The 26451-nt window shown below is 36.8% G+C and carries 28 protein-coding genes, 1 pseudogene and 2 riboswitches; of the genes and pseudogenes, 14 read left to right on the top strand and 15 right to left on the bottom strand.

Annotated elements, in window-relative coordinates; genetic code table 11:
* The first annotated feature begins 191 nt into the window (after positions 1-191).
* Positions 192-353, top strand: coding sequence for a hypothetical protein (locus tag ACN6MT_RS17125; protein ID WP_419887204.1), 162 nt, complete (start codon positions 192-194; stop codon positions 351-353).
* 37 nt (positions 354-390) lie between these two features.
* Here the strand turns inward: ACN6MT_RS17125 and ACN6MT_RS17120 are convergent, their stop codons facing one another.
* Both ACN6MT_RS17120 and ACN6MT_RS17115 read right to left on the bottom strand, forming a co-directional pair.
* Positions 391-954, bottom strand: a complete 564-nt coding sequence (locus tag ACN6MT_RS17120) for a class I SAM-dependent methyltransferase (protein WP_419887203.1) — start codon at positions 952-954, stop codon at positions 391-393.
* Between the two features lie 340 nt (positions 955-1294).
* Positions 1295-2302: a DUF3231 family protein gene (locus tag ACN6MT_RS17115; RefSeq protein ID WP_419887202.1), complete on the bottom strand. Its 1008-nt coding sequence runs from the start codon at positions 2300-2302 to the stop codon at positions 1295-1297.
* A gap of 432 nt (positions 2303-2734) precedes the next feature.
* Between ACN6MT_RS17115 and ACN6MT_RS17110 the strand changes: the two genes are divergently transcribed.
* Positions 2735-3616: a sugar phosphate isomerase/epimerase gene (locus ACN6MT_RS17110; RefSeq protein ID WP_419887201.1), complete on the top strand. Its 882-nt coding sequence runs from the start codon at positions 2735-2737 to the stop codon at positions 3614-3616.
* A gap of 154 nt (positions 3617-3770) precedes the next feature.
* On the opposite strand, the gene ACN6MT_RS17105 is transcribed toward ACN6MT_RS17110, so the two are convergent.
* A complete protein-coding gene (locus ACN6MT_RS17105) occupies positions 3771-4154 on the bottom strand; it encodes a VOC family protein (protein ID WP_419887200.1) in 384 nt (127 codons plus the stop codon).
* 104 nt (positions 4155-4258) lie between these two features.
* Complete coding sequence (locus ACN6MT_RS17100) at positions 4259-4537, bottom strand: ArsR/SmtB family transcription factor (protein ID WP_419956466.1); 279 nt, start codon at positions 4535-4537, stop codon at positions 4259-4261.
* A gap of 256 nt (positions 4538-4793) precedes the next feature.
* Between ACN6MT_RS17100 and ACN6MT_RS17095 the strand changes: the two genes are divergently transcribed.
* Entirely contained in the window at positions 4794-5618 is an 825-nt protein-coding gene (locus ACN6MT_RS17095; RefSeq protein WP_419887199.1) for an MBL fold metallo-hydrolase, read from the top strand.
* 242 nt (positions 5619-5860) lie between these two features.
* Here ACN6MT_RS17095 and ACN6MT_RS17090 read toward each other — a convergent pair whose 3' ends face one another.
* The gene (locus ACN6MT_RS17090) at positions 5861-6163 is read right to left on the bottom strand and encodes an MTH1187 family thiamine-binding protein (RefSeq protein WP_063251786.1); all 303 of its coding nucleotides are present in this window, start codon (positions 6161-6163) and stop codon (positions 5861-5863) included.
* 148 nt (positions 6164-6311) lie between these two features.
* On the opposite strand from ACN6MT_RS17090, the gene ACN6MT_RS17085 reads away from it, so the two are divergent.
* Positions 6312-6743 carry a DUF192 domain-containing protein gene (locus tag ACN6MT_RS17085; protein WP_419887198.1) on the top strand — a complete coding sequence of 144 codons (432 nt, stop codon included), beginning with the start codon at positions 6312-6314 and terminating at the stop codon, positions 6741-6743.
* A gap of 73 nt (positions 6744-6816) precedes the next feature.
* Here the strand turns inward: ACN6MT_RS17085 and ACN6MT_RS17080 are convergent, their stop codons facing one another.
* Entirely contained in the window at positions 6817-7548 is a 732-nt protein-coding gene (locus tag ACN6MT_RS17080; RefSeq protein WP_063251784.1) for a MurR/RpiR family transcriptional regulator, read from the bottom strand.
* 194 nt (positions 7549-7742) lie between these two features.
* Here ACN6MT_RS17080 and ACN6MT_RS17075 point away from each other — a divergent pair, with 194 nt between their 5' ends.
* Positions 7743-9071, top strand: a complete 1329-nt coding sequence (locus tag ACN6MT_RS17075; protein WP_419887197.1) for a 6-phospho-beta-glucosidase — start codon at positions 7743-7745, stop codon at positions 9069-9071.
* A gap of 296 nt (positions 9072-9367) precedes the next feature.
* Here ACN6MT_RS17075 and spo0A read toward each other — a convergent pair whose 3' ends face one another.
* The 3 genes from spo0A to ACN6MT_RS17060 all read right to left on the bottom strand — a co-directional run bounded on the left by spo0A (position 9368) and on the right by ACN6MT_RS17060 (position 12133).
* Positions 9368-10153, bottom strand: coding sequence for a sporulation transcription factor Spo0A (gene spo0A / locus ACN6MT_RS17070; RefSeq protein ID WP_419887196.1), 786 nt, complete (start codon positions 10151-10153; stop codon positions 9368-9370).
* A 386-nt stretch (positions 10154-10539) separates the two neighbouring features.
* The gene (locus ACN6MT_RS17065) at positions 10540-11166 is read right to left on the bottom strand and encodes a DsbA family oxidoreductase (protein WP_419956465.1); all 627 of its coding nucleotides are present in this window, start codon (positions 11164-11166) and stop codon (positions 10540-10542) included.
* A 205-nt stretch (positions 11167-11371) separates the two neighbouring features.
* The gene (locus ACN6MT_RS17060) at positions 11372-12133 is read right to left on the bottom strand and encodes an MBL fold metallo-hydrolase (protein WP_419887195.1); all 762 of its coding nucleotides are present in this window, start codon (positions 12131-12133) and stop codon (positions 11372-11374) included.
* A 117-nt stretch (positions 12134-12250) separates the two neighbouring features.
* Here ACN6MT_RS17060 and ACN6MT_RS17055 point away from each other — a divergent pair, with 117 nt between their 5' ends.
* Positions 12251-12661 carry an Lrp/AsnC family transcriptional regulator gene (locus tag ACN6MT_RS17055; protein WP_063251779.1) on the top strand — a complete coding sequence of 137 codons (411 nt, stop codon included), beginning with the start codon at positions 12251-12253 and terminating at the stop codon, positions 12659-12661.
* Between the two features lie 89 nt (positions 12662-12750).
* Here ACN6MT_RS17055 and ACN6MT_RS17050 read toward each other — a convergent pair whose 3' ends face one another.
* Together ACN6MT_RS17050 and purT are read right to left on the bottom strand one after the other, a co-directional pair.
* Positions 12751-14022: an L-lactate MFS transporter gene (locus ACN6MT_RS17050; RefSeq protein ID WP_063251778.1), complete on the bottom strand. Its 1272-nt coding sequence runs from the start codon at positions 14020-14022 to the stop codon at positions 12751-12753.
* Positions 14023-14070: 48 nt separating this feature from the next.
* Positions 14071-15213, bottom strand: a complete 1143-nt coding sequence (gene purT, locus ACN6MT_RS17045) for a formate-dependent phosphoribosylglycinamide formyltransferase (protein WP_419956464.1) — start codon at positions 15211-15213, stop codon at positions 14071-14073.
* A gap of 235 nt (positions 15214-15448) precedes the next feature.
* Positions 15449-15550: riboswitch (SAM riboswitch) on the top strand.
* A gap of 81 nt (positions 15551-15631) precedes the next feature.
* Between purT and ACN6MT_RS17040 the strand changes: the two genes are divergently transcribed.
* Positions 15632-16759, top strand: a complete 1128-nt coding sequence (locus ACN6MT_RS17040) for a 5-methyltetrahydropteroyltriglutamate--homocysteine S-methyltransferase (RefSeq protein ID WP_419956463.1) — start codon at positions 15632-15634, stop codon at positions 16757-16759.
* 122 nt (positions 16760-16881) lie between these two features.
* Here the strand turns inward: ACN6MT_RS17040 and ACN6MT_RS17035 are convergent, their stop codons facing one another.
* Positions 16882-17643: an SDR family oxidoreductase gene (locus tag ACN6MT_RS17035; RefSeq protein ID WP_419956462.1), complete on the bottom strand. Its 762-nt coding sequence runs from the start codon at positions 17641-17643 to the stop codon at positions 16882-16884.
* Positions 17644-17842: 199 nt separating this feature from the next.
* Between ACN6MT_RS17035 and ACN6MT_RS17030 the strand changes: the two genes are divergently transcribed.
* The 5 genes from ACN6MT_RS17030 to ACN6MT_RS17010 all read left to right on the top strand — a co-directional run bounded on the left by ACN6MT_RS17030 (position 17843) and on the right by ACN6MT_RS17010 (position 22434).
* A complete protein-coding gene (locus tag ACN6MT_RS17030; protein ID WP_419887194.1) occupies positions 17843-18925 on the top strand; it encodes a GerAB/ArcD/ProY family transporter in 1083 nt (360 codons plus the stop codon).
* The gene (locus tag ACN6MT_RS17025) at positions 18922-20352 is read left to right on the top strand and encodes a spore germination protein (RefSeq protein WP_419887193.1); all 1431 of its coding nucleotides are present in this window, start codon (positions 18922-18924) and stop codon (positions 20350-20352) included. Before ACN6MT_RS17030 ends, ACN6MT_RS17025 begins: the two co-directional genes overlap by 4 nt.
* A gap of 1 nt (position 20353) precedes the next feature.
* On the top strand, positions 20354-21523 hold the full coding sequence (locus ACN6MT_RS17020; RefSeq protein ID WP_419887192.1) for a Ger(x)C family spore germination protein: 1170 nt from the start codon (positions 20354-20356) through the stop codon (positions 21521-21523).
* A gap of 83 nt (positions 21524-21606) precedes the next feature.
* A riboswitch (guanidine-I (ykkC/yxkD leader) is annotated at positions 21607-21705 on the top strand.
* Between the two features lie 73 nt (positions 21706-21778).
* The gene (locus ACN6MT_RS17015) at positions 21779-22120 is read left to right on the top strand and encodes a DMT family transporter (RefSeq protein ID WP_419956461.1); all 342 of its coding nucleotides are present in this window, start codon (positions 21779-21781) and stop codon (positions 22118-22120) included.
* Positions 22120-22434, top strand: a complete 315-nt coding sequence (locus ACN6MT_RS17010) for a DMT family transporter (RefSeq protein ID WP_419887191.1) — start codon at positions 22120-22122, stop codon at positions 22432-22434. Before ACN6MT_RS17015 ends, ACN6MT_RS17010 begins: the two co-directional genes overlap by 1 nt.
* A 72-nt stretch (positions 22435-22506) precedes the next feature.
* Here ACN6MT_RS17010 and ACN6MT_RS17005 read toward each other — a convergent pair whose 3' ends face one another.
* Positions 22507-23325 (bottom strand): purine-nucleoside phosphorylase, encoded by an 819-nt coding sequence (locus tag ACN6MT_RS17005; RefSeq protein ID WP_419887190.1) that lies wholly within the window; start codon positions 23323-23325, stop codon positions 22507-22509.
* A 243-nt stretch (positions 23326-23568) separates the two neighbouring features.
* On the opposite strand from ACN6MT_RS17005, the gene ACN6MT_RS17000 reads away from it, so the two are divergent.
* The gene (locus ACN6MT_RS17000; RefSeq protein WP_419887189.1) at positions 23569-24786 is read left to right on the top strand and encodes an ROK family protein; all 1218 of its coding nucleotides are present in this window, start codon (positions 23569-23571) and stop codon (positions 24784-24786) included.
* 166 nt (positions 24787-24952) lie between these two features.
* Positions 24953-25864 carry an EamA family transporter gene (locus ACN6MT_RS16995; RefSeq protein ID WP_419887188.1) on the top strand — a complete coding sequence of 304 codons (912 nt, stop codon included), beginning with the start codon at positions 24953-24955 and terminating at the stop codon, positions 25862-25864.
* 223 nt (positions 25865-26087) lie between these two features.
* Here the strand turns inward: ACN6MT_RS16995 and ACN6MT_RS16990 are convergent, their stop codons facing one another.
* Positions 26088-26267, bottom strand: a complete 180-nt coding sequence (locus ACN6MT_RS16990; protein ID WP_419956557.1) for a hypothetical protein — start codon at positions 26265-26267, stop codon at positions 26088-26090.
* A gap of 27 nt (positions 26268-26294) precedes the next feature.
* Positions 26295-26351 (bottom strand): annotated as a pseudogene (locus tag ACN6MT_RS16985) (hypothetical protein); the annotation flags it as partial.
* Positions 26352-26451: the final 100 nt, after the last annotated feature.

Genomic DNA, 26451 nt, shown 5'->3' with positions numbered 1-26451 from the left:
TGTTGCATTCAAGTCGTTCACTTTACCTTTTACACGGGGCGTTAGTGATAATGAATCAGCAATACCAACTTCTTTCATCATAATACGATGATTTGGGTAATGCCGTTTTCTAGGAAAAACACGGATGTATAAGAAGAAAACCTTTAGGAATACTAGAGGAGATTGAAATTGATTGTAGGAGGCTAACAAAGGTGAATTCAAAGAGTGGCAAATCAAATAAAGAAAACAATAAACCGATCTTAACAAATGAATCAGACACCATGGAAACAAACAAGAGTATTCCTGCACAAGAAGATGGGTTTCGTTATGATTACAACGACTCCTCTGATTTTAGCGAAAATAAAATGTCCTAATAGGGAACCGCATATAAAAATGCGGTTCAAACTATACTTAACGTTTCTGACAAAATATCGATTGCCAGCCTTCTTGTTCGTTCTCTTCAAAATAAAGAACCTTCCAATCTCCAAATTCTTCTAACAACTCATTTGACCTTAGCTTGTATTGGTCAGATACTCCTTGTTCCTCTGTGAACGGTGACCGATAATAGGTTTCCATAAAGAAATAACCCCCATCTTTTAGAACGTTCTTTACAATTGGAAAAAGTGAGCGATCTAGGTAATAGGACATAACAATGAAGTCAAAGGGATTACTCGGCCAATTTAGCGTATCTAAATTTGTTAAATCCGTTACTCGAGGCTGCACACTTAAATTATCTTTGGCAGCCTGTTCTTGAACATAGTTGATCGCAACGTCTGAAATATCAACTGCCTCGACTTGGTTGTTCATTCCTGCAAGAAACAAACTGTTTCCACCAAGACCACATGCTATATCTAGAGCAGTACCGCCTTCCTTAAAGTATGATGCAAGCTTCTTTAATCTTGGATTGGGTTGTGGTTCCTTTAGCTGAGTGATTCGATCAAGATGTTTTAAATTCCATTTGTCTTTCGTGTTCATTTTGAGCTCCTTATTTTTTATTTGTCTACTATATTAAGAATATTTTAATTGTTTTTTCCAACTATATAACGTTTTACTATATTTTTCTAGTATTTTATCAAAAAAGAAAAGCAACCTTAAAGATTACTTTTCTTCTATTCTAATTCAACAAAGAGAAAAAAGTATTGGTGTTTAAATAATTAAACCTATGTATAAATACCATGTTTAAAAGAAAACAGCGACGCCTATTAACACGTCGCCTCAGTTTGTTTATTAACTTTTAAGTGAAAATTCCTCATCTTCATTACATAATAATTAGGGGTTTTCTTTAAGGTTATAGATGGATTTGTTTTATTAACAACTAAACTTTTCTATCCACTGCTTGGGGAGGTTGTTCAAACCACTTTTCTTTGATCGCTAAAAGTAAACCGATTCCGTAAAACTTCTTCATATCATCTGATATTTTACTTAATTTTGAGGTTATATCCGTTCTTAAACTGGAAGTCATTGCCTGACTTATCATAGCAAAACAAAATATACCCAAGCATGTATTCACAAAAAACAACATTAACTTATCGGAAAATGGAGACATTTCAACATTGGAGATTTGAAAGTCCCCTGAGGATGAAATCGGAATATTTTCCTTTTCAAGAACTTCTTGAAGTGAATCTAAAACTTTTTCGATTCCATCCCTCCCTTTAGCAAAATGTTGTTTCAGCTCTTTTGTTTGGGCTAATTTACTAAAAGTGACAAAAACCATTTTTGAAAACTGTGCCCTATGTATAATCCTTGAAACATTAGCGATTTCAGGAGCATTTAAAGGTCTTGAAGCACCAAAAAAACCATTAAGATAGAAGAAGTTATCAGCAATTTCGACCTTACTATCTATTGCTACTTGTGGTGGTTTCAAATATATACCTTTTGATAACATTATGTCGACAATTTCATTCTGTATTCTTACAGAAAATGCAATGTTTACTTGAAAATGATCTCGAACATCGTTTCTGGTGCAATCCGATAATGCAACTGGATATGTACTCATTGAGAGGTGTGTTAAATCAAAACAAAAATGCATAATAAATGTATCCGAAAATACTTTTGGTGCGTCAACCCTTACGTCTTCATCGGTAAAACCAATAGGGACCGTAAGATTCTCTTTGACAAGAATCTCCTGGAGTTCATTTATATTCTTTTGTGATTGATTTAACATCTGTTCTATCACTTGCCTTATTTCGCTATCTTCCGTACTTGCAAAAAAATATTGCAAAAGTCTTTGTTCCATACTGTTCATTAAATAGGAAGACCATAGATTAGATACCTCATTTGCGGTTAATTCTATAAAAGGCAATTTATTTATTGGATGACTCATTTTTTCCACTCCTTTCTAAATAATATCTCCAATCATTCTACCTAATATTAATTAGATTATTTAGTTCTTTATGATTCCTATAACAATTTACGTTCTTCGATTACACTGTCCCATTAGACCACAAAAAAAGCCGCCGTATTTAGCAGCTCCTCATCCATTCATTTTAAATTTTTGTATGTATAACTTTGTGACTGTTTTTACAGTTTTTCCATTATACATTTTATTGTATTTTTCAAAACCTTACTTGACTCCTTAATTTCTGAGGCCTCTACTAGCCGATTTTTCCAAATTCTTTTAATTTGGGGTTAAAATGTCTTCTTGTTTGAAGCACCCATATAAATCATAAAAGAATTGTTTAATTATAAGGTTTTTGAGATAATCCAATTGATAGGTTAAAAGTGTAAAAATATTACATTTGAGGAGAATTCACAAATGAGGCGATTACAAATTGGAATGTGGCATCGTTTCGATCAATCTTTATGGGAAAGATACAGTCATCCTTCCATTACAGGCTTGGAAGTCTCCCAATTCAATTCTAAGGAGGATTATATTTTATTAAACAAGTTTGCTACTAAACAAAACTTGAAAATAGGCATACACGCACCTACTTATTCTAATCATGACTATCCGCTGCTTTCAAGTGCCAACAAACATGAAAGAGAAAATGCAATTTTGGATTTGGAGAGACAAATAGTAGATTCAACTATAGTGAATGCCGAATATATTTTATTTCATTATCCATTTCCTCCTATATTCCCTAAGGCGAAAAACAAAATGCTTTGGGAAGCACCAAAGGACTATCCTTACTTTGAGTATAGTGACTATTCCAAAGAACAACTAAGAGATTATAGCTGTTATTTATTTGAAAACCTGATCAAATTTCAAAATAAATATAAACAAAGAATCGTATTAGAATATGACTTTTTTGGTGAATTTCAAGAGGTATATGTAGAAATGTTCAAAAAGTATCCAGAAATCGGATTAGTTTTGGATACACAACGGATGGATTATCATAAAAGGGCGTTTCCAGGATTTAATCCTTGTTCACTTATTGATGAAATCCATCAATCTGTCTATTTACTTCATTATAGTAATACATACTATGGGAATAAAGTGAAAAGGCATTTACCAGTACTTCCTTTTCACCAGAAAAATGATTTTTATGGAGATTCCATTACATATCTAAAGTACTTAGCTAAAAAAAACAATTCATTCCATGTAACGTTTGAGCATAACCCTTCATTAGTATCACTTGATGAACTTGAGCGTTGTTATACTTACGTTTCTGAATTATTAAACCTAGATAATAATTAATTAACTTAAAGATACAGCCTTCTGACTAGCTATATCTTTTTCATGAAGATAATTTCAGTTATTTCTATAATTTTAAAAATACTTCACTTAACCCCGTCTTTAATATAGGACAGGGTTAAGTAAACTGGTTATTTTGATATAGAATGACATGATGTTATTGCTGAATTATTTGAATAAGGTTGCCGCATGTATCGTCAAAGACAGCTATTCTAACCTCACCCATTTTTGTGGGCTCCATCGTAAATTTCACGCCGTTTTCCAATAACCGTTTATACTCCTCATCAATATCTGCAACTCCAAACATAGTTGCTGGGATGCCTTCAGAAGATATCTTCTTTTGATACTCCTTTGCTGCAGGGTGGACATTCGGTTCGAGCAAAAGTTCAGTACCATTTTGTTCATCTGGAGAAACAAGCGTTATCCACCTATATTCTCCGGTGGGAACATCATGCTTTTTTACAAAGCCTAGCTTTGTAGTATAAAACTCTAATGCCTTGTCTTGATCTTCTACAAAAATACTAGTAACAATAATATTCATACTTTTTCTGTCTCCTTTGATATGTGGTAGTGTGCCGTGTTAATAACCTGGTATTAAGTAATAAAACCCATACATTAGTCAGAAGTCCTATGCTGATCTATAAATTACTCTATCCATCCTTTTAACAAATCTTTAAGTGGTTCATTGTTGAATTGAATTACTCGATATTTTCCCTTTCTTTTTGATTTTACGAGCGCTGCACCTTCCAATACAGAAAGATGTTTAGCGATTGCCTGTCGCGAAATGGCTAGGTGGTGCTTCATAATAAGTCGAACCGTAAGTTCATACAATGTCAACTCGTTACGTTCGGTTAGTTCGTCTAAAATGAGCCGTCGAGTGGAATCACTTAGTGCTTTAAATATGACGTCTTTGTCCCAATTCATATATAGAGTATAAGCAACCCTGAAGTTGCTTGTCAAGAACAAGTAACTTCAGGGTTGCATGATTTAAGATCTCCAACTCAAAAAAATTAAAAAGCGCATACAAGACTAACTTTTAACACCATCACTAGTAAAATTATTAGTTAACATAATATTATTATTTATAAAACGATGTTCATATTCTTTTATTAATTAATGAATAACAATTCATTTTGTGTTAAAATTTTACAAAGGGTTCGGTAATGGGAGGTTTCATATTATGTTGCTTAAGAAGAATTTTAACCAACAGACGATAAATGGTGTTCAAGATGGAAACGGCACGGTTTCATTTCAAGGGGTACAATTAAATGTTCATTGCTTCGTCGTGGATGGAGTTCTCATTGATACGGGTTCTGCTTCATTAGAAAAGGAGTTTCACCCATTTTTCAAACAACAAGATATCGATCAAGTAGTCATCACACATTTTCATGAAGATCATACCGGGTGTGCAGCATTTTTACAAAATGAGCTGAATCTTCCTATTTATATGAGTAAAAGGAAGCTGGATTACTGTAAAAAAAAGCCGGATTATCCTATGTATCGGAAGGTTTTCTGGGGGAAGCGACGTCCTTTTCAAGCAAATCCCATTGGAAAAACCTTTTCTTCGCGACATGCTACTTGGGACGTAATTGACACACCAGGTCATGCCATCGACCATTTAGCTTATTTAAATCGTGAAACGGGCCAGCTATTTACTGGAGACCTATATTGCCAGGAAAAAACAAAGGTTGCATTACGAGAGGAGAGTATCCCAACCATCATTGCTTCGATAAAGAGGGTATTAACTTGTGATTTCGGTGATGTTTTTTGCTGCCATGCTGGTTTTCTAAAGGATGGACGTACGTCGTTACAGAGAAAGCTAGATTATTTATTAGAACTCCAGGGGAATATTATCAATCTTCATGATAATGGTTTGACACCTAGTCAAATTAGCAAAGCCCTTTTTCCAAAAAAATATCCCATCACCTTTCTTTCTTCAGGAGAGTGGGAATCTATGCATATTGTTAACTCGATTATTCAAGAATATAAGTTTATTAATCAATGAAATAGAGCCGAAATTCACAAACGATTTCGGCTGCCTACAAAGCACACAGTATTTTGATTTAAATATCCCATTGGATACAAGATTCGCAGATGACTATTAGGAAGAAAAAAACGATTTTCTTTTTGTTCAGATTCATCTGGGATTACTTCCATACATAAAAAAAGCCAGTCCCCAATTTAACATTATGCATCCTAGCGTTTCCTTTTAGTTAACATAATATAATTAAATTAAATACGATGGACTTATAATTTTGCTTGAACCGACTGTAACTTCCGCTCCATGGTATTTTCCTTGTCACGTCGGTCATCAATTCTAACGTTCGTACATACTCTCTGTAAACCTTTCTGAAACGGAACTTCATGAAGTTCGTGAACAATCTGAAGCAATAATTTTAAATCACCTTCGATTAACGTACTCATGGGGGTTAATTGATACTTCACCCGTCCCTCATACTGTTGAAGCACTTTTTGTATTTCAGCTACATAGTCACTAACACTAGGTGTGCCTGTCCCAACTGGAATCACTGTAATATCGACAATTGCCATTAGCTTACCTCCTACTTTCTTCACTCATCATTAGGATATCACGAAAAATTGTGTTATAAAAATCCAACGAACCAATGTAACAAAAATGACTGGATATTTGTAAACTAATTTAATAGTCATTTTATTATGATAAAGAGGAGGGTGCAATATGTTAAAAAATACAATAAAATTAATCGGTTTTCTTTTTCCTCAAAAAAAAGAAGCAAGGCTTCAAACAAAGATGATTGACGTTTTTAGTGGAAAAAGGATTGTCAAATTAACCGTTCAAATTGCAGATACTCCTAAAAAAAGAGATAAAGGCTTAATGTTTGTTGAAAAATTACCGGATAACGAAGGGATGTTATTTGTATTTTCAACAAAAACATATGGCGGTTTCTGGATGAAAAACACCTTAATACCATTATCTATTGCTTTCCTAGATTCAGAAGGAAAAATTCTAAAAATACTTGATATGGTACCCTGTAAAGAAGAAATTTGTCCTACTTATGATCCTAAACTTTTATATCATTATGCACTTGAGGTCAATCTTGGATGGTTTGCAAAGAATCAAATCAAACAAGGTGATTTTGTAAAGTTTTAGTAAATCATCTTACCTAAATAAGTTCTGAAGTGAGGTAATTTTTAATGAATATTTTGTGCCCATTACTGACGTCTCAATCATTCATTCTACCCCTTTCATACACTATCCGTGCCATTTCTTCTAAAATATAAACAACTGGAATTTGCGTGGTAATATTCGCAGTGTCAAAAAATTCCTCTGTCACATAATAAGAAACATTTTTATCTGACATTTTAGCAATCATGGACTGTGCATTATTTGTAATACTTAATATCATACTGCCTTTTTCTTTTAATTTATGTACGTGAGAGGTGGTAAACTCACTTTCTCCAGAAACAGAAAGTGCCACTGTAATACTATTATGTAAGTCAGCATGAACCGGCATATACCAGTCTTTTAAGTACGTAGAGAACTTCCCTAAACTTGAAAGATATCTTGCACCGTATTCTGCAAGGATTCCTGAACTGCCAATTCCAATGAAAAATACATGTTCTGCTTTAGAAATGGCTCCCGCAGCCTCCTCTAACTTCAAAATGAAATTCTCATTTTGAGTACGTTCAAAAAACTCAGTTAGCACATGCTGACCACTTTTAATCTTTGGGGTACTTTTTTCATCAAATAAAAGCTTTAGTTTTACTTTAAACTCCGAAAATCCTTCGCAATCCAATTTCCTACAGAACCGCATGATAGTGGAAGTGGACACATGCGCTTCATCCGCCAAATCACGTATACGCATATATACAACTTTTTCTTTATTTTGCATGATGTATTTGTAAAGCAGCAACTCAAGTTCATTGAATGTTGCAATGACCTCATTTGTAAACAAAGTCTTCTCTCCCCTTCATGTGAACATTGGATCTTTTGTTAGTAGTATACATCAAATGAGAAACACAGTGTTATTTTTGTGAAACAAATTTCTTTCGGTGAAAAAGAAATCTATCGCTTTCAACCCTATATCAATTCCCCTTTTTCTCTTCTAAAATAGGTTTTATAAATTCGTTTTTTATTAGGAGGATGACCATGAGTAACGGAATTAAGATAGTAACGATTGGCGGAGGTTCAAGTTATACTCCCGAATTAGTGGAAGGTTTTATTAAAAGATACGATGAATTACCTGTAAGGGAATTATGGTTAGTTGATATAGAAGCAGGTAAGGAAAAATTGGAGATTGTTGGGAGTCTCGCAAAAAGGATGATTGAAAAAGCAGGTCTTCCGATTACGGTTCATTTAACACTTGATCGAAAAACGGCATTAAAAGGTGCCGATTTTGTTACAACACAATTTCGCGTAGGATTATTGGACGCTCGTGCGAAAGATGAAAGAATTCCTTTAAGCCACGGGGTATTAGGTCAAGAAACAAATGGACCTGGTGGCCTTTTCAAAGGATTACGCACCATTCCAGTCATTTTAGACATTGTAAAAGATATCAAAGAGCTATGTCCAAATGCTTGGCTAATCAACTTTACAAACCCTGCCGGCATGGTGACAGAAGCGGTTCTTCGCTATACGGACCACAAGAAAATCGTTGGTTTATGTAATGTTCCAATCGGAATTGAGATGGGAGTGGCAAAGTTATTGGATGTCGACCATTCTCGAATACGGATTGATTTCGCTGGTTTAAATCATATGGTCTATGGATTAGATGTGTATTTAGACGGGGTAAGTGTAAAAGATAAAGTAATTGAACTGTTAACGAGTCCAAAGAACAGCAGCTTTGTTAAAAACGTTGAAGGTCAAGGTTGGGAGCCAGAATTTATTCGCGCATTAAATGCACTTACTTGTCCATATCATCTTTACTATTATAAGAGTGACGAAATGCTCGAAAAAGAGCTAAAAAATTTTAAAGCGGGCACGACAAGAGCGGAAGTCGTGAAGAAGTTAGAAGAAGAATTATTCGAGCTATACAAAAATCCTAATTTGGCCATCAAGCCTCCTCAGTTAGAAGAACGTGGCGGAGCATATTACAGTGATGCAGCCGTTCGTTTAATTTCATCCATTTATAATGATAAACGAGACATTCAGCCTGTTAATACCATTAATAATGGAGCGATTGCTAGTATTCCTTATGAATCAGCCGTTGAAGTAAGTTGTGTCATCACAAAAGAGGGACCAAAACCAATCATCAATGGAGATTTACCAGTTGCTGTTAGAGGGCTCGTACAACAAATTAAATCATTTGAACGGGTAGCGGCTGAGGCAGCAGTTACAGGAAACTACGATACCGCTTTACTTGCTATGACCATAAATCCACTCGTTCCTTCTGATAAAGTGGGTAAAGTGATTTTGGATGAAATGCTAGAGGCACACAAAGAGCATTTACCACAATTTTTCCAAAAAGTAGAAGTTTAATATTAGCAGTTTACTAAAAGAAGCTGTAGCTCAGTCGAAGTAGGACTGAGCTATTGTTGATAAAAATTATAAGCGGAAAAATTCCTCCTAAATTGGGAAATACCCATATTTCCTTTAAAATAACCGGAGTTTTTCCGTTTATCTTATCTAAATCTTTGGATTTTGTCATTATTAGAGCAGTTAATCGGAATTTCTCCGCCAATATCCGCTTCTTAAGTTTCCCCATTTACATTAGCAGGAAATTCTCCGCCTATGAATACTCATACCTACACAAAATCGATACAGGAAAAGAGGGATTATACAGAGGTGAAACCTCCGGCTTCCAACCCTTTTTGCACTCTTAAATGCTCCCCAATCAAAGCAATAAATTCACCATTAGTCGGACGCCCTTTTAATGGACTAACTGTATTTCCGAATAAAAAATTTAATTGCTCCATACTTCCTCGATTCCATCCAACTTCAATTGCATGTCTTATGGCTCTTTCTACACGACTTGGAGTGGTATGAAATTTGGATGCAATAGCAGGATAAATTACCTTTGAAAAACTAGATTCAGATCCATTATTTATCATTTGAATAGCTTCTCTTAAAAAAAAATATCCTTTTAGATTTGCCGGAATACCTATGGAACGTAAAATATCTGTGATTTTTAATTCTAATTTTTCATCATGATTTGGGTTATGTATTACCTTTTTTAAAGCTGGTTTCATTGAAACATACTCTGAACAAATAGACAATATCATTTTTGGTAAATGGCTTAGTTCAATTGGTTTCATCAAAAAGTAGGATGCACCTAATTCCTTTGCTTGTGTTATGGTATCCTCAGTTCCTAAAGAGGTAAGTATTATCACCTTTGTGGTTATGTTTTCTTCATATCTATTTTTTAATAAAGAAAGTCCATCGGAAAATGGCATAATCAAATCTAAAATGATTAAGTCTGGTTTCTGATTCTTTATTAACTCCATCCCCTTCCTTCCATCGTGCGCAACTCCAATCACCTCCATATCATTGATAGTCGAGAGAAAATCTATAAGTATCTCTGTGAATGGAACATTATCATCAATTATTCCGATTTTTATCATATTACTAATTCTCCTTATTCTGTTAATCAGAATTAATTCAGTTTTGTACTCATTGATTACCTGATTTATGTACCTATGCAGCTACTTTTTTCTGGAGTTCAATTCCAAGTTCCATACTCATTTTTGTTATTTCAAGACGACCTCTGTTTAAATTAATTCCGATAATAGAAAAAGCCAAAATAGAATAACCCTTTTACAGGGTGTATCTATTTTGGCTTATGTTTGAGCTCAATATAAATATTGTCTATACCATCTTCCAAATGGGAATATTTAATTATTATGTTTTCTTTTACCAATTTAAATAATACCTTACCATTTCAAAAAAATCAAGAGAAACAGATATTTGCTATGAAAAGTGCTTATTGACACATTACACTACCAAAACGTTACTTATTAGGGATTTCACAGCCATCCTCATCACAATTTAGACCGTCTTCACTGTTTAAAACGGTGATTTGATCTTCTGCGATCACTTTTTTCAACGCTTGAACAAATGTCTCAGTAGGTTGAGCACCAGTCAAGGCATATTTTTTATTAATCAGGAAGAACGGGACACCTGTAACCCCATATTGTTTGGCAGTCTGCTCATCCGCACGGACAACATCACTCATGTCATCACTGGCGAGCATTTTTTCTACATCTTCCCTGTTCAACCCTACTTCAACCGCTAGCTCCGTTAAGGTTTTATGTTCTCCAATATGTTTGGATTCGGTAAAATACGCATGTAGTATCCGTTCCGTAATCTCTTTCATTAGTCCCTTATGTTTAGCATACATGGTCAAACGATGCGCATCGAAGGTATTGGTTAAGATTAACGTATCCATCTGATAATCCAATCCAGCTTCCTTCGCCATCTGTACCATTCTTTGCGTATTAGCCTTGGCTTGAGCGATACTCATGCCATATTTCTTGGCTAACCCTTCATAAATGTTTTCTTTAATATCACGTCCCATTGTCGGATCCAATTCGAAACATCGATATGTCACTTCAACAGGATGGTCAAGCTGTTTAATAGCGTCCTCCAGACGCCTTTTGCCAATATAGCAAAATGGTCAAGCAAAGTCAGTCCACATTTCAATATGCATACTTGTCCCTCCAATTCGTTATTCACATATAGTATAGGAGTTGTGCGAGTATTTTACACGTGATTTGACTTAGTGTCTTACAAGTGTTCCTTTAGCTTTGTGTATTGGTTTAGAACACTCTCCGTTACTTAACTTAAAATGAGTATGATTCCCCGTCATCTGGAACTAAAATATTTGAAGAAATGTTTTTTTCTTTAATAAAGCTTTTTAGTTCTACTCTCGATAAAGTCCAATGATTTACAGCTTCCATATGGACAGATATAATCATCGCGTTCGGGGCAGCATTACAGACTTCATAGATATCCTCTTTCCCCATCACAAGAGAGCCGCCTTGTAGAAATTGATTATCGCCGCCATTTACAACAATAATTTCTGGCTTGTGAGTTTCAATTACTTCTAGAACAGGTCCATACCAAACTGTATCTCCTGCTACATATAACGTTTTCTCATTTTGATGTTTAAAAACAACGCCACACACTTCACCAGCAAGTTTTAAGATTTCTCCTCTTCCATGCTCGCCTAATGTTTTAATCAACCTAATATCCTCAAAAACTGTACCTTCCCGTAAAACTTCTACATTTTGAAAACCATCGTTTCGAACTGCTTTGGCATCTTCTTGATTCTGAACAAACATTTTTATATCTTTTGGCAACACCTCTTTAGCCGTGTCATCCCAATGGTCTAAATGAAGATGCGTAACAATGACTGCATCTATATTTTTAAGAACGTTATCAATCGATGTTGGTAAGCTGACTAAAGGATTTTTTTGATCTTGTCTTAATGAATTAGGAAAAGGCGGGTACGTCCCCTTCTCTGCTAAAAATGGATCTATTAAAAACTTTTTCCCCGCATAGTGGACAACAAGGGTAGCATTTCGAATTAGTTGTATATTCATGTTTTTTAACTCCTTTTCTATAATCTAGATGTAGTTTATACTATCTCCATAAACAGTTACATAGATTAAATCAAGTCTTTGGCCGTTTTTACTTGATTAATGAAAGGAGTTGAATAAATGTTAGATCCTACCGACATACGTATATTAGATGAACTTTCTAAAAACAGTCGTATTACAATGAAGGAGTTGGGTGAGAAAGTCCATTTAACTGGACAAGCAACTTCAGCAAGAGTGGCAAAGTTAGAGGATAGCGGAATTATAGAGGGATATACCATTAAAATCAATCAAATAAAATTAGGGTATGTTGTTCACGCAATGATAAGCATCTTTACAAAAAGCACTCATCATGAACCTTATTTATCTTTTATTAAAACACAGGAACCATACGTAATTAACAACTACAAAATCGGCGGAGATAGCTGTTATCTATTAGAATGCAAATTTCCTTCCAATGAGGTATTAGATGCATTTTTAGTACGCTTAAACAAATATGTTAACTACAAGTTATCCATTATTATTAGTAAATAGAGCTTGGAATGACACAGGATATTTGAGATCCTACACCTTAATCTACATAAAAAGCTGCCAATCGGCAGCTTTTCTCATTCTATTTTAATCTAAAGATTTTCCACATTTTTCATCATTTGATTTTCGCTCATAGCCCTTATTTTCCTGATATCAAGACGTATAAGGAGTGAAACCGTTAGCGCGACAATAAAGATTCCCGAAAAAATGACTAATGTGCCTTGATAACTGCCTGTAGTTTCTCTGACCCATGATACAAATATTGGTCCTGCTAGACCAGCTGCTGCCCATGCTGTCAAAATATATCCATGGATGGCTCCAAGCTGCTTGGTACCAAACAAATCGCCGATATAAGCTGGTATTGAGGAAAAACCTCCTCCATAACAGGTCATAATCATATAAACGATAATCGAAAATAGTATCCCTACTGTTATATTTGGAAGCATGAAAAAGGCGACAATTTGAAAAGCAAAGAAGAGTGTGTAGACATTTGGTCTTCCGATGTAATCAGAAATGGTAGCCCAAACAATTCTACCCCCTCCGTTAAATAACCCCATGATTCCAACCATTGTTGCTGCTCCAGTTGCTGTCATACCCACTAGCTCTTGCGCCATCGGTGATGCAACCGAAAGAATCGCAATACCACATGTAACATTGATAAATAACATCAACCATAAAGCCCAAAATTGTCTTGTTCTGACTGCCTCATTGGCGGTTAACTGACGCAAATCCTCTTTTACTTTCATACCGCCTGATTTTTGTCCCGCTGCCTTAATATCCTTCGGCAGCCACCCCTCTTTTGGCGGTGCAAGATATTGAGCCGAACAAAAGATAATAATGAAGTAAGCCGCTCCCAGTATATAGAAAGTGTTAGAAATCCCATAGTTCACGATTAAATGATTCATTATCGGACTGCTGATCATGGAAGCAAATCCAAATCCCATAATCGCGAGTCCTGTTGCAAGACCTCTTCTGTCAGGGAACCACTTTACCAACGTAGAAACAGGAGTAATGTATCCCACTCCCAACCCAATTCCAGCGATCATTCCATAAAATAAATAGAGTAATAGCAATGATTCAACTTGAATCGCAAAACCTGCCCCTGCAACTCCAACTCCAAAAAACACAGCGCTTAATGTTCCAGCTGCTCTTGGACCAAACTTCTCGACAAAATGTCCTAAAAAGGCTGCAGATAATCCTAAGAAAAGAATAGCCAAGCTAAAGGTGAAGGATATTTGCTTTAACCCCCATCCCATTTCTTGTTGCATGGGTTTTGTAAAAACACTCCAAGCGTAAACCGAACCAATCGAAATATGTATGCCAACCGCCGATAAGGCGATTAACCAACGATTTTTTGTATGCATTCAACCATCCCTCTTTCCAAATTGTATAATCTTGATGATCCTAATAGGTTAATCTTCATAGGTTAACATTAATTTAGAAGCTGCTGTCTGAGCTCGTTCTCTAGCCTCATTCACAGTTGCTCCGTTGCTTAACACAACCGCCATCCGTCGTCCCACTTTTGTTTCCGGTTTTCCAAATACACGAACCTGTGTAAGAGGAACCGCTAAGCTGTCTGCAATTCCAGATAGGTGGTAGTTCTTACTTTCTTTTGTGGCCTTAATCGTATGACTTGCACCTGATTTGACTAGCTGAACATCTGGAATCGGATAACCTAAAATCGCCCTTACATGTAAGGCAAACTCTGATAAATCTTGTGTAACCATTGTAACCATCCCCGTGTCATGCGGCCGTGGGGACACTTCACTAAAATAGACACCTTGTGTGGAAAGAAATAATTCCACTCCAAAAACTCCGTACCCGCCAAGCGCATCGGTGATTTTTTTGGCGATATCCTGCGCCTCTAGGATATGCGCCTCTGACATGTCATGTGGCTGCCAGGATTCAATATAGTCACCCTCTCTTTGCACGTGTCCAATAGGTGCACAAAAAGTTGTTCCGGAAGCGGAGCGTACAGTTAACAACGTGATTTCAGATTCAAAATGGATAAATTCCTCCACAATCATTCGCGCTTTCTTGCCTCTACCACCTGCCATTGCCTCATTCCAAGACCATTCTACATCCTCCATGGAACGGCAAATCGTTTGCCCTTTTCCAGAAGAACTCATGATCGGTTTTATAACGCAAGGTGTCCCAATTTTCTGGACGGCATTCCTAAGTTCGTAAAGTGTGTCTGCAAAAGCGTACTTCGCTGTAGGGAGCCCTAGTTTCTCGCTCGCCAATCGGCGGATTCCTTCTCTATCCATTGTTAAGTTCACGGCATTCGCTGTCGGTACGATATGAAATCCTTCATCCTCAAGTTCCACTAGTGTTTCCGTTGCAATCGCCTCAATTTCTGGAACCACTAAATCTGGTTTCTCTCGTTCTATCACTCTACGAAGTTCTTCTCCATCAAGCATGTCCACCACATAAGAACGATGAGCCACCTGCATAGCTGGAGCATTTTCATAACGGTCAACCGCAATGGTCTCAAGTCCTATTCGCTGTGCCTCAATAATCGTCTCTTTTCCAAGTTCACCTGATCCAAGTAACATTATCTTTTTTTTCTGGGTACCAAACACCAAATACAACCCCTATCGTTTGTCTTTTGCTTATAATACCCTATATTTTTTCCGATTACAAGCATATATTTTTATCAATACACGAACGATGTTTGATAAAATTATAATTTTGTTCGTAATTTGAAACGAAAGCGATATCGTAAAAGTTATTTGTTGACAGATTATCTATATACGTGTAACTTTACAGGTAATTAAATATACGAGAATACTCTTATCAAGAGAGGCGGAGGGACTGGCCCTGTGAAGCCTCGGCAGCAGACTTATCAATGGTACTGTGCCAATTCCAGTAGTGATTACTTGAAGATAAGAAGAGATTTAGTTATGGACTTCACCCTCTTCTTATTTTAAAGAAGAGGGGTTTTTTTTATATTTCAGAAAGAGGGTAAGAATGATGACAAAAACACTAGTTAAAGCTCCGTTTAAAGCCGATCATGTAGGGAGTTTCCTTCGAACAGAACCGATTAAAGCAGCGAGAAAGGCTTTTGCAAACGGTGAGATTGATAGAGGAGCCCTAAAGGAAGTAGAGGATATAGAAATTGAGAAGTTAGTACAAAAACAAATAGAGGCAGGTCTTAAATCCATCACGGATGGCGAGTTTAGACGCTCATGGTGGCATTTGGATTTTTTAGCCGGTCTAAAAGGCGTGGAATTCTTTGAAAGCCAATATGTTAGTGCCTTCAAAGGCGCGAAAACAAGGAATAATGCAATTAAAGTAGTTGGTAAGGTCGACTTCAATCACCACTATATGATTGAACACTTTCAATTTTTAAAAGAAGTGGTAGAAAAATATGGGGATGGAAGCCAAGTAGCGAAGTTCTCGATTCCCAGTCCAAACATGCTATTCACTAGAATTCAAGGTGATGAGTATTATAACGGCAATAAAGAACAGTTTTATGACGATACTGTTGCTGCATACAGAAAGGCAATTCAAGCATTCTATGATGCAGGCTGTCGTTACTTGCAATTAGATGACACGTCTTGGATTGATTTTGTCTCGGAAGAACGGATTTCGGCAGTTGTTGAAAAAGAAGGCATGGACGTACAAGATATTATTAAAACTAGAGTATCTTGTATCAACGACGTGATTGCGGACAAACCGGATGATTTGTTAATTACCATGCATATCTGCCGTGGAAACTTTAAATCCACCTACATTACAAGTGGTGGATATGACCAGATTTCTGATGCGATTTTTGCTGAATTAAATGTAGATGGACTGTTCTTAGAATATGATGATCAACGCTCTGGTGATTTTGAACCATTAAAAAGCTTTAAACGACCTGACATGACTGTTGTTCTAGGATTAATTACCTCTAAATCGCCAGAGCTGGAAAATCCTGAAACCATTAAAGCCAGGATCAAGGAAGCATGCCAGTCTATTCCTTTAGAAAACCTAGCATTAAGCCCTCAATGTGGTTTTGCTAGTACAGAAGAAGGAAATCTTTTAACAGAAGAAGATCAATGGAACAAGATTAAACATCTGGTGAACATAGCTAATAGTGTTTGGGATTCTATCTGAAAAGGATATAAATAGTATCTCCTTCCATTTCATGTATTCGAAATTAAATACACAACCTAAAAATAAAATAATTGGTTAATAAAACAAAAAGGAGCTACTTTCATGGGTAGCTCCAAATATTATTAAAGTATTGTGTTTTTCATATTGGCGTACATCGCCTTTACAGTCTCATTAATTTCATCTCGCGACATCCTCATCGCTTTTTCAGCACGTGCGTATCCAATTTCGGTTTTTCCAGCTTCAAGGTCCTTAAATATCGCATCGGCAAATTCATCTACAGGAGTGCCAAAGGTATGCAGTCCTGCTCCGCCTAAATCGGTATTAACAGCAGGCGGCGCTATTTCGATCACTTCAATGGGCGTATCTTCAAGCTGGTGCCGTAAGCTCATGGTAAAAGAATGAACCGCCGCTTTTGTAGCTGAATAAATCGGTGCAATCGCAATTGGGGTATAGGCTAAACCTGAAGATACATTAAGGATCACGGCATAGGCTTTATTGGCAAAGTACGGTGCAAATAGCATCGCAAAATGAAATGGCGCCTCGATGTTGGAGGCTATTTCTTGACTGTAATAGTTCCAATCTTCCTTCCCGTTCGTTTTAAGAACATGGTAGCGCTGCTGAATGCCTGCATTGTTTATAAGTACGTTCACATCCGGGTACTCACTCGTTATCCAATCAAACAAAGCAATCCGGTCAGATTCTTTAGTGACATCACATACGCGTGTAATCAGTTCAGGATATTTATCCTTTGCTTCCTGGAGCTTTGCTTCACGTCGGCCGCAAACAATGACTTTATTGCCTTCTTTTATGAATCTCTCGGTAAATGCAAACCCGATTCCTGCTGCCCCGCCCGTAATGAGCACTGTATTCCCTGATAGTTTCATCATATCCCTCTTTCACATAAACGTTATGTAATTGATCAATAATAGTATGCATTCGTATGCTTGTAACAAGTTAGTTTGCTTAAACCTTCCGTTAGATATTATAACCCAGCGTACTAAAGTTTTGTCTTCCTGCCCTCTTATGCATAATTTGGAAGCACTAACAAAACCTAACTAGAGTGGAATTTATGGTGGTGTATATATGCAGTTTTCTCGGGCTCAATTATCATTTGTTATCATCCTTTTTATTGGGATTTCTAATCATGTACTCATCATGCCTCATTTGCTGGCGACCGGAAAACGAGACGCATGGTTATGTGTTTTGGTTTCTTATGTTTTCCTACTGTTTTGGGGATTTATCCTTTATTTGATTATGAAAAAAAACCAACAGCGCCTAAGTCTATTTGAATGGGTAAAAGAACGTGCAGGAAGGACCATTTCTACTTTTCTCATCAGCATTTTTGCGGCCTATGTTTTTGCGATCAGTGCGATATCTTTCTATGATTTAATTCAATCCATTAATATTTATTTTCTGCCACGAACACCAGCTTTTATCATAATGCTGCCATTTTTACTGATTTGTGCGTGGTCAGCCTATAGTGGTTTAAAATCAATTGTCTATGTTTCAGCTGTCCTATTGCCATTTGTTTGGATGCTTGGCATATTTGTCGCTTTTTTTACTATGAGTGAGAAAGATTATTCCTATCTGTTTCCAATACTTGTGAATGGCTATCACCCCGTAATAAAAGGGACCATCATTATTCTTGGTGGAAGCGCAGATTTGCTTGTTCTTTTACTCCTTCAGCAACATTTAAAAAAATCATTTACCTTACTCAACCTTTTCATTCTTATCACCATTTTAGCAGGTCTAATTCTTGGTCCCACCATGGGTTCCTTGTCTTCATTTGGACCAGCTGTTGCATCTGATATGCGGTTCCCAGCTTTTGAACAATGGCGACTTATTACCTTAGGAGAATATATATCTCATGTGGACTTTTTAGCGGTATTTCAATTTTTAAGCGGCGAACTCATCCGGGTTTCATTAGGACTATTTCTGCTTGCAGATATGATGAAGGGACTTTCAACTTCAAACAAAAAACATGTGTATTCCGTTTCTACACTTCTTTTAGGATTAATCACAATCATTCCGTTAAGTGATATATGGGTGCAAACCATAGTCGGAAGGTACTTTTATCCAACTGCTTTAATAAGTGCGGTTCTGATTTCGTTGGCGCTATTAATCATTGGCCTCCTGCCAACAAGAAAGGAATCTGAGCACATATGAACACTGAACTTTTAAACGAGGATTTAGCAAAAGGGACATTGACTTGCGATCAGGTAAAGAGTTTTTTTTATCATTATGCCGATGTAAGGTTTATAACAAATGAAATAGACGAAAAATTGCAAGCCTTTTATTGCAAAGGAATGCTTGATTCAACGCAATTAAATGAGTATTTTAACCGTATACTTCTTAGTATTAGTAACAAAGAACCACGTAGTCATTCCGAAATGCTCCCACCCGTCCAGCATATCAAAAAAATGAATGAACTCGTGAATCTTATATTTTCAGGTTCGCTGATAGTGTTTCAGGAAGGGACGCCGTTTTTTCATGTGTTTGATATTAGCAAAATCCCTCAGCGGAATCCGCAAGAATCGAATACAGAGGTTTCCATTAAAGGACCGAAGGATAGTTTTACTGAGGAAGTAAATGTAAACATTGCTTTAATTCGCAAGCGATTGAAGTCGGAACAGCTTTACTCTGAATCGTTTATCCTAGGTTCACTAAGTAAAACAGAAGTGTCGCTGCTATATCTAAATGATAAAACCAATCAAAATCTAATTCAGGAAATCAGAAAGCGACTTACAGATTTTAGAGGCGAAAGTATTGTGAGCAGTGGTCAACTAGAGCAATGGCTATCCGATTACACCTTTTCTTTGTTTCCATTATTCGATTATGTAACACGCCCAGATTTTGTCATTGAAAGCATGCTCCGAGGAAGATTTATTTTAATAGTAAATGGCTCACCTTCTGTATTAATTGGGCCGGTTAATATTTTTGAGTTAATTAAATCGCCTGAAGATGTTCATTTCCCTTACTATTTTGTTCTTTTTGGACGGTTAATTCGAATGATTGGCCTAGGGGTAGCAATCTTCCTCCCTGGATTTTGGGTTTCACTTTCTTCCGTCAATATTGACCAATTGCCGTTTGCCTTACTAGCCACTGTTGTTGTCTCGCGTGAGGGGCTGCCGTTACCTATAGGTCTAGAAGCGATTTTTATACTAGGTTTGTTTGAATTGTTACGAGAAGCCGGGATCCGAATGCCTACTTTTCTTGGACAGACTGTTTCCATTGTCGGAGGTATAATCATTGGTGATGCGGCAATTCGTGCAGGGCTCGCTTCCCCAACGATGATTGTGGTGATTGCCTTAACAGCGGTGGCAAGTTATACACTGGTGAACCAATCATTGGTTGGAACCGTAAGTATCCTCCGTGTATATACCTTAATTCTATCCATTTTTTTAGGCGTGTACGGGCTAGTGATTGGATTCTTTAGCATTCTTATTTACCTTTCTACTTTGGAATCATTTAAAATCGCTTATCTGGAACCGATTGCCTCGTTAACATTCAGTGAATATTTAGCAGCATTGTTTGTGAATCCATATGATCGAAAAAAATTCGGAATTTCATTTATCCAGAAGCGGAGAAAATAGCATGAAACGAAAATCAATGATGGATTACTTGACCATTCTTGTTCTTTGTCTCCTCTTTTTAAATGCTTGTTCGCATGACATCGGTGAGATTGAAAACCAAAACTTTGCAACGGCCATTGGTGTCGACTATCGAGATGGGGAGTATTATGTTTATATTCAAATGATCGGATTGAGTGCTGTTGCCAAAAAGGAAGGCATTGATAAAGCGCCACCTGAGGTTTATGTTTCAGAAACAAGAGGAAAAACATTTATTGATGGATTTTTCAAGGCTTATCACACGGCACAAGAACGGTTTCTTTGGGCAAATGTGACAGCGATTGTTTTAAGCGAAAATGTACTAAAAAAAGGAATGGGGAGTGTCTTTGATGGGTTGACTCGTTATTATGAATTCCGACCAACTCCATGGATGTTCGGGACTAAGGATTCCGTCGTCGACATACTCTCAACGACTGGATTTTTTAATCAAAGCCCATTGGATACCATTTTGCATAGTCCAGAAAGTTCATATGAGCAAAGTTCATCCCTAAGGCCTATAAAGTTAAATCGATTTGCACGTGAATTTTTTGAGCCTGCCCGCACCACTTATTTACCTTCCCTCACGGTGGATGATACCCAGTGGAAGAATAATAAAAAGAACGAAGCGAAACTAGCCATTGATGGAGCTTTTGTTTTACACGATAACGAGTATAAAGGTTTTTTTGCACTTGAGAAATTGAAAGGGTTGCGCTGGCTGACCCCCGAAACGGTTCGTGCTGCGATCCTATTACCAACTAAAAATAACCCTGAATTTATTACGGTACTTGAAGATCAAATGTTCCAAATCCAACCAGTTATGCAAAATGGGGACTTTCGCTTCAACATCCTCTACTTTGCGAATGGCATAGTAAGTAATCGCATGAGAAACAACACGATTCATGTAGAAGCAATGGAGGAGTTTGTAAGGAAAGGAATCATATCGGAAATACGGCAACTTTATCAATTAGGGTTAGAACATAATATAGATTTTCTAAACTTGCAGCACCAGCTTTACCGCAAATATAACCTCGAATGGAAAAAGCAAAATGACCAGGATACCCTGCTCCGTGAAGATAGTATAAAATCCTTTGAAGTGCACATCACACTTCAGCATGCGGGATCATTTAAAAACCGGAAAATCACAATTAAAGAATAGCTGTTAATGGAAAAACACCATTTTTACACATTTTACTATTGAATAAATGTTTAATATGTTTATAATGAATGGTAATTGTATATGTAAATGTTTTCTAGGGTTCCGCAGTCACTTTACTGGTTTGGTCCGAGAGAAAACTCACAGCTTATGCTGTGTCACGGAAGGATAAAAGCCTGGGAGATACTGTTTTAAAACAGTGTTCTCTCAGGCTTTTTTGTTTTCTAAACATTTTAAATGGAGGTAATAGGGATGAATGTGAATGCCAATTGGATGAAAGTGTTTGTTGGAGCATTTTTCGAAGTGTTTTGGGTGATAGGTCTAAAACATGCAGATGATTTTTGGACTTGGACTGGTACGGTGATCTCGATTATGGTGAGTTTTTACTTAATCATAATGGCCGGACGAAAACTTCCAGTCGGTACGGTATATGCAGTTTTTGTAGGATTAGGAACTGCAGGAACAGTCATTTCTGAAATCTTGTTCTTCGGAGAACCTATCAAGTTGGAAAAAATAACGTTGATATTACTTTTGCTTGTCGGAGTTCTTGGATTGAAGTTGTTAACAAAAGACGATATTCACGAAGGAGCTGAGTCCTAATGGCGTGGATAACATTAATCATAGCTGGATTATGTGAAGCATTTGGTGTGGTTACCATAAATAAATTAAACAACAGTCGTAATTGGCAATCATTCTTACTATTAATTTTAGGATTTGGAGCAAGTTTTCTTTTTCTTGCCTACGCCATGAAAACTCTGCCTATGGGAACCGCTTATGCAATCTGGACAGGAATCGGCTCAGCTGGCGGAGCCATCTTAGGAATCATAATATACGGGGAATCAAAAGATTGGCGAAGGTTAGCATGTATTGCATTGATTTTGAGTGCAACCATTGGACTAAAACTAGTTTCTTAATAGTAGAGAAAGATTATTTATCTTCAGCTGACTTTTTATCTAAATGATAAAAAGTCAGCATGAAAAAGTGTATTACATTCTGTTAATAGTTTCCTTCACTAGTTTGATAAATTTATCTCTTACTAAAGCTGCTACTTCAATGACTTCATCATGACTTAATGGTTGATCCAAAATCCCACATGCCATATTGGTTAAACAGGAAATACCGAGTACCTTCATCCCCCCATGTATCGCTACAATCGCCTCTGGGACAGTTGACATACCAACAGCATCCGCTCCTAATGTTCGAATCATACGGATCTCAGCTGGAGTTTCGTACGCCGGTCCACTCCACCAAGCATACACACCCTCTTGTAAGGTGATGTTTTGTTCTTTTGCTACATTTACAGCAATACCTCGTAAATCACGATTATATACTTGAGAAACATCAGGGAAACGGGTTCCTAATTCATTATTATTTGGACCAATTAATGGATTGGTACCGACTAAATTAATATGATCGGTAATTAACATTAAATCTCCAGGGTTAAAGCTTGTATTAACCGCACCGCATGCATTCGTGATAAGTAGATTCTCTACACCCAGCGCCTTCATTACACGTACTGGAAAAGTGACTTCATCTAAAGTAAAACCTTCATAATAATGAAAGCGTCCCTTCATGGAAACTACCGTTTTACCCATTAGATTCCCAATTATTAATTCATTTGAGTGGCCGATCGCTTCCGATTTTGCAAAGTGAGGTATCTCGCTATAAGGAATGGTGACAGGGTTCTCAATTTCATCTGCAAGCGGTCCTAATCCTGATCCTAGAATCATACCAATTGTTGGAGTAACACCAGTCTTACTAATGATGAAATCTCTAGCTTCTAAAATATCTTGCATCAAATGCATTAAAATTATCTCCTTTTTTCAAACCAATTTATATAGAAAGTTTAATAGATTTTGAGGCGATTGTAAATCACTAAAAATCATTTTGAAAAAAAGTTTCTAATAATCATCTTAAAATAAACTATTCATCCTTATTTATCAAATTCCTTTTTTTCAAAAAGGAAGAAAGTTTGTTGTATGACCTTCTCCTTTATGAAGGAATCCGCTAAAATGTAAAATAACCCTTATTCATTCTGGAGGCAGTTTATGTTAAAGCAATTTACGGGCTTACTATCACCTAAAACAAAGAACCTAAAACTTTTATATAGCCTTGTTCGTAAGTTAGGTCCCGTCAGGATTAATACACTTACTGAAATAACAGGATATAAACATGTGACCTGCACACGTTTACTGGACGAGCTCGTACAGGAAGGCTTGATTTATGATAGTGGAATTGGGGAATCTAGTGGAGGACGTAAACCACTTATGTACGTTATAAAACCTGACGCTTATTATTTAATTGGAGTAGAAATCACAAACTTATATACTACAGTGTTACTCCTTGATCTAAAATTAGATATGGTCGACGTTGAGAAATTAAGGATGGATTCACAATGCACGGGAGAGTATACATTAAACTTTGTATCAAGAAGTGTTGATGAACTTCTGTCTAAACACAATATTCAAAGGGAGAAATTGCTGGGCATTGGAATAGGAGTCCTTGATCCTATCGATAAAGAAACAGGGGTTTTCTTAAACCCACTTCTGTTTCCTTCCGGGGGCTGGGATAATCTTAATATGGTCGACTATTTACAACAGTATCATCATTCACCGGTATTCATCGATAACGGAACAAATCTGGCTGCATTAGCGGAATACCGTAAAAATTATTGGAAAGAAACAGACAATTTAGTTTTTGTCTCCAGTGATATGGGAATTCGGTGCGGTACTATTTTACAAGGTAGATTGGTCCGTCAAAATATGGAAATGGATGATACCCTTGGCCATATGGTAGTGGATATACATGGACGGCGTTGTTTATGTGGCTCGTATGGATGTCTACAAGCATACAGCAGCTTGCCTGCAATCCGTAACGAAGTGGTCCGGCGGCTTAAACGAGGTCATAATTCTATACTTCAAGATTCAGTTAAAGATACAGAAGATACCGATTTCCATCATATTTTAAATGCTTTAGAGCATGAAGACCCTCTTTGCCTTGATGTCTTGAAAGATGCAGCTTTTTATTTTGGCGTTGGCCTTAGTAATCTGATTTTGCTGTTGCGACCGGATATTGTTGTCTGTGGAGGTACGTTGGTGCCGAAACCTCTTTTTTACGAGGTAGCCTCAGAAACAGCGCAGAATCGACTCTTGCACTATCCTAAAAGTCATGTTCAGATTATCAAATCAACCGCTGCCTACAACATCGTAGCTCAAGGAGCTGGATGTATGGTACTTGATTTTTTCACGGAAGAGATCTTGCCATGAAAAGTTGTTGATTGACATTCATGATGAATCACATTAAAATAGACAAAGTAATATTGAACTCAAAAAATTTGTTTGTGGACTTTTCTAGAGAAATCTCTATTTTCGCCACACAGCTGCTATAGCTGTGTGGCTTTTTATGTTTTATAGAATGAAAGGGGTATAAATAATGAAAACTTGGCATTACGCACTACTTGTTTTATTGGGGGGGTGCAGTTACGGTGCATTATCGACTTTTGTAAAGTTAGCTTATTCAGCAGGTTTTACCTCCTCCACGGTGACAGGAAGTCAATTCTTAATGGGGGCTCTCTTAATCTGGATTGTAGCTTTCTTTTCGAAAAAGAAAAAACTGACTTTGCCAAAAATAGGAAAATTACTATTATCGGGAATACCGCTTGGGTTAACCAGTCTATTTTATTATCAATCACTGCAATCTCTAAATGCTTCCCTTGCAATTATCTTTTTATTTCAATTTGTCTGGATTGGCAGCTTATTTGAATGGTTTTTTTATAAAAAGAAACCAACCATGGGGAAAGTCGTTTCCATTAGCATATTGGTAATTGGTTCAATATTTGCTTCAGGAATTATGGCCGAAGGCAGTGGAGGAATGACATGGCAAGGTACCATTTGGGGCATGCTTTCTGCACTAACGTATACTACTTTCATCTTTCTTAGTAGTAGTGTAGAGACAGATACACCCGCCGTGCAAAAAAGTGCGCTATTTACCACCGGAGGTATGATTACCGTTTTCCTCCTTAGTCCGCCAACGGATTTACTTCAATTACCAGTCTTATTGGAAATTGCGCCATACGGTTTTTATCTTGGATTATTAGGAGTAGTCTTGCCGCCAATTCTATTTACCATCGGCATGCCACATATCGGACCAGGTCTTGGGACCATTTTAACATCCGCAGAACTGCCTATTGCTGTTATCTTATCTGCGCTAGTCTTAACAGAACAGGTAAGTATGTCCCAATGGGTCGGCGTTGTATTAATATTAGCCGGGATTATGGCAGGGAATCTGAAGATCACTAAAACAAAGATGAAGACTTCTTATTTGGAAAGGGAATCTACTTTATAAGAATGTGCTTCGGGGTGGGGTGAATCCTTTTGGCTCCCCTCTCCCCGTTTAATTTACTCTTCGCTCTTCACGTTCTAATGACATTTTTTAATGTTATAAGATTAATAAACAAGAATCCTTTTTGATGAGTTATTAAATGAGGGGAAGAATCATGAAGAACGAAATTTCGAGAGTCTTAAAACAGACTCATTGGAGAGTAAGTCTGATTGTAGCACCATCCCATTCAACCTGATAAATCCGGGATAAGGTATACCCGTTTTTCCTTTTCATCGAAATTAATAGTAAAAACTGTATCTGTTTCGATATTACTTAATCTTCTTATTTCTGCCGGTATATGAATGGTTCCTTTTTGATTATAAGTACACTTATTTTCTTTTTCAAACCCTGCTTTACTTGTTAACACAATATTGTTACCATCTATAAATATATTGATTCTGTCACCTGCTTCAATATTTAATATGTTAATAAGAGTTTTAGGAATGTACAATTCTCCAGTTTTTCTTAATCTTACTTTATTAAATTTAATTCCTCCTTGAAGTGTTTTGATGGCTAAATGTAGACCTTCTTTATCAAGAATAAAATTGAAA

The organism is Neobacillus niacini, assembly GCF_048572935.1.
GTDB classification, from domain to species: Bacteria; Bacillota; Bacilli; order Bacillales; family Cytobacillaceae; genus Neobacillus; species Neobacillus niacini.
This window is presented reverse-complemented; position numbering and strand designations above follow the sequence as displayed.

Coding starts and splice junctions, on each gene's coding strand:
- ACN6MT_RS17120 (WP_419887203.1), bottom strand. CDS start 954: ATGAACACGAAAGACAAATGGAATTTAAAACATCTTGATCGAATCACT.
- ACN6MT_RS17115 (WP_419887202.1), bottom strand. CDS start 2,302: ATGAGTCATCCAATAAATAAATTGCCTTTTATAGAATTAACCGCAAAT.
- ACN6MT_RS17110 (WP_419887201.1), top strand. CDS start 2,735: ATGAGGCGATTACAAATTGGAATGTGGCATCGTTTCGATCAATCTTTA.
- ACN6MT_RS17105 (WP_419887200.1), bottom strand. CDS start 4,154: ATGAATATTATTGTTACTAGTATTTTTGTAGAAGATCAAGACAAGGCA.
- ACN6MT_RS17100 (WP_419956466.1), bottom strand. CDS start 4,537: ATGAATTGGGACAAAGACGTCATATTTAAAGCACTAAGTGATTCCACT.
- ACN6MT_RS17095 (WP_419887199.1), top strand. CDS start 4,794: ATGTTGCTTAAGAAGAATTTTAACCAACAGACGATAAATGGTGTTCAA.
- ACN6MT_RS17090 (WP_063251786.1), bottom strand. CDS start 6,163: ATGGCAATTGTCGATATTACAGTGATTCCAGTTGGGACAGGCACACCT.
- ACN6MT_RS17085 (WP_419887198.1), top strand. CDS start 6,312: ATGTTAAAAAATACAATAAAATTAATCGGTTTTCTTTTTCCTCAAAAA.
- ACN6MT_RS17075 (WP_419887197.1), top strand. CDS start 7,743: ATGAGTAACGGAATTAAGATAGTAACGATTGGCGGAGGTTCAAGTTAT.
- spo0A (WP_419887196.1), bottom strand. CDS start 10,153: ATGATAAAAATCGGAATAATTGATGATAATGTTCCATTCACAGAGATA.
- ACN6MT_RS17060 (WP_419887195.1), bottom strand. CDS start 12,133: ATGAATATACAACTAATTCGAAATGCTACCCTTGTTGTCCACTATGCG.
- ACN6MT_RS17055 (WP_063251779.1), top strand. CDS start 12,251: ATGTTAGATCCTACCGACATACGTATATTAGATGAACTTTCTAAAAAC.
- ACN6MT_RS17050 (WP_063251778.1), bottom strand. CDS start 14,022: ATGCATACAAAAAATCGTTGGTTAATCGCCTTATCGGCGGTTGGCATA.
- purT (WP_419956464.1), bottom strand. CDS start 15,213: ATGTTACTTGGATCAGGTGAACTTGGAAAAGAGACGATTATTGAGGCA.
- ACN6MT_RS17040 (WP_419956463.1), top strand. CDS start 15,632: ATGACAAAAACACTAGTTAAAGCTCCGTTTAAAGCCGATCATGTAGGG.
- ACN6MT_RS17035 (WP_419956462.1), bottom strand. CDS start 17,643: ATGAAACTATCAGGGAATACAGTGCTCATTACGGGCGGGGCAGCAGGA.
- ACN6MT_RS17030 (WP_419887194.1), top strand. CDS start 17,843: ATGCAGTTTTCTCGGGCTCAATTATCATTTGTTATCATCCTTTTTATT.
- ACN6MT_RS17025 (WP_419887193.1), top strand. CDS start 18,922: ATGAACACTGAACTTTTAAACGAGGATTTAGCAAAAGGGACATTGACT.
- ACN6MT_RS17020 (WP_419887192.1), top strand. CDS start 20,354: ATGAAACGAAAATCAATGATGGATTACTTGACCATTCTTGTTCTTTGT.
- ACN6MT_RS17010 (WP_419887191.1), top strand. CDS start 22,120: ATGGCGTGGATAACATTAATCATAGCTGGATTATGTGAAGCATTTGGT.
- ACN6MT_RS17005 (WP_419887190.1), bottom strand. CDS start 23,325: ATGCATTTGATGCAAGATATTTTAGAAGCTAGAGATTTCATCATTAGT.
- ACN6MT_RS17000 (WP_419887189.1), top strand. CDS start 23,569: ATGTTAAAGCAATTTACGGGCTTACTATCACCTAAAACAAAGAACCTA.
- ACN6MT_RS16995 (WP_419887188.1), top strand. CDS start 24,953: ATGAAAACTTGGCATTACGCACTACTTGTTTTATTGGGGGGGTGCAGT.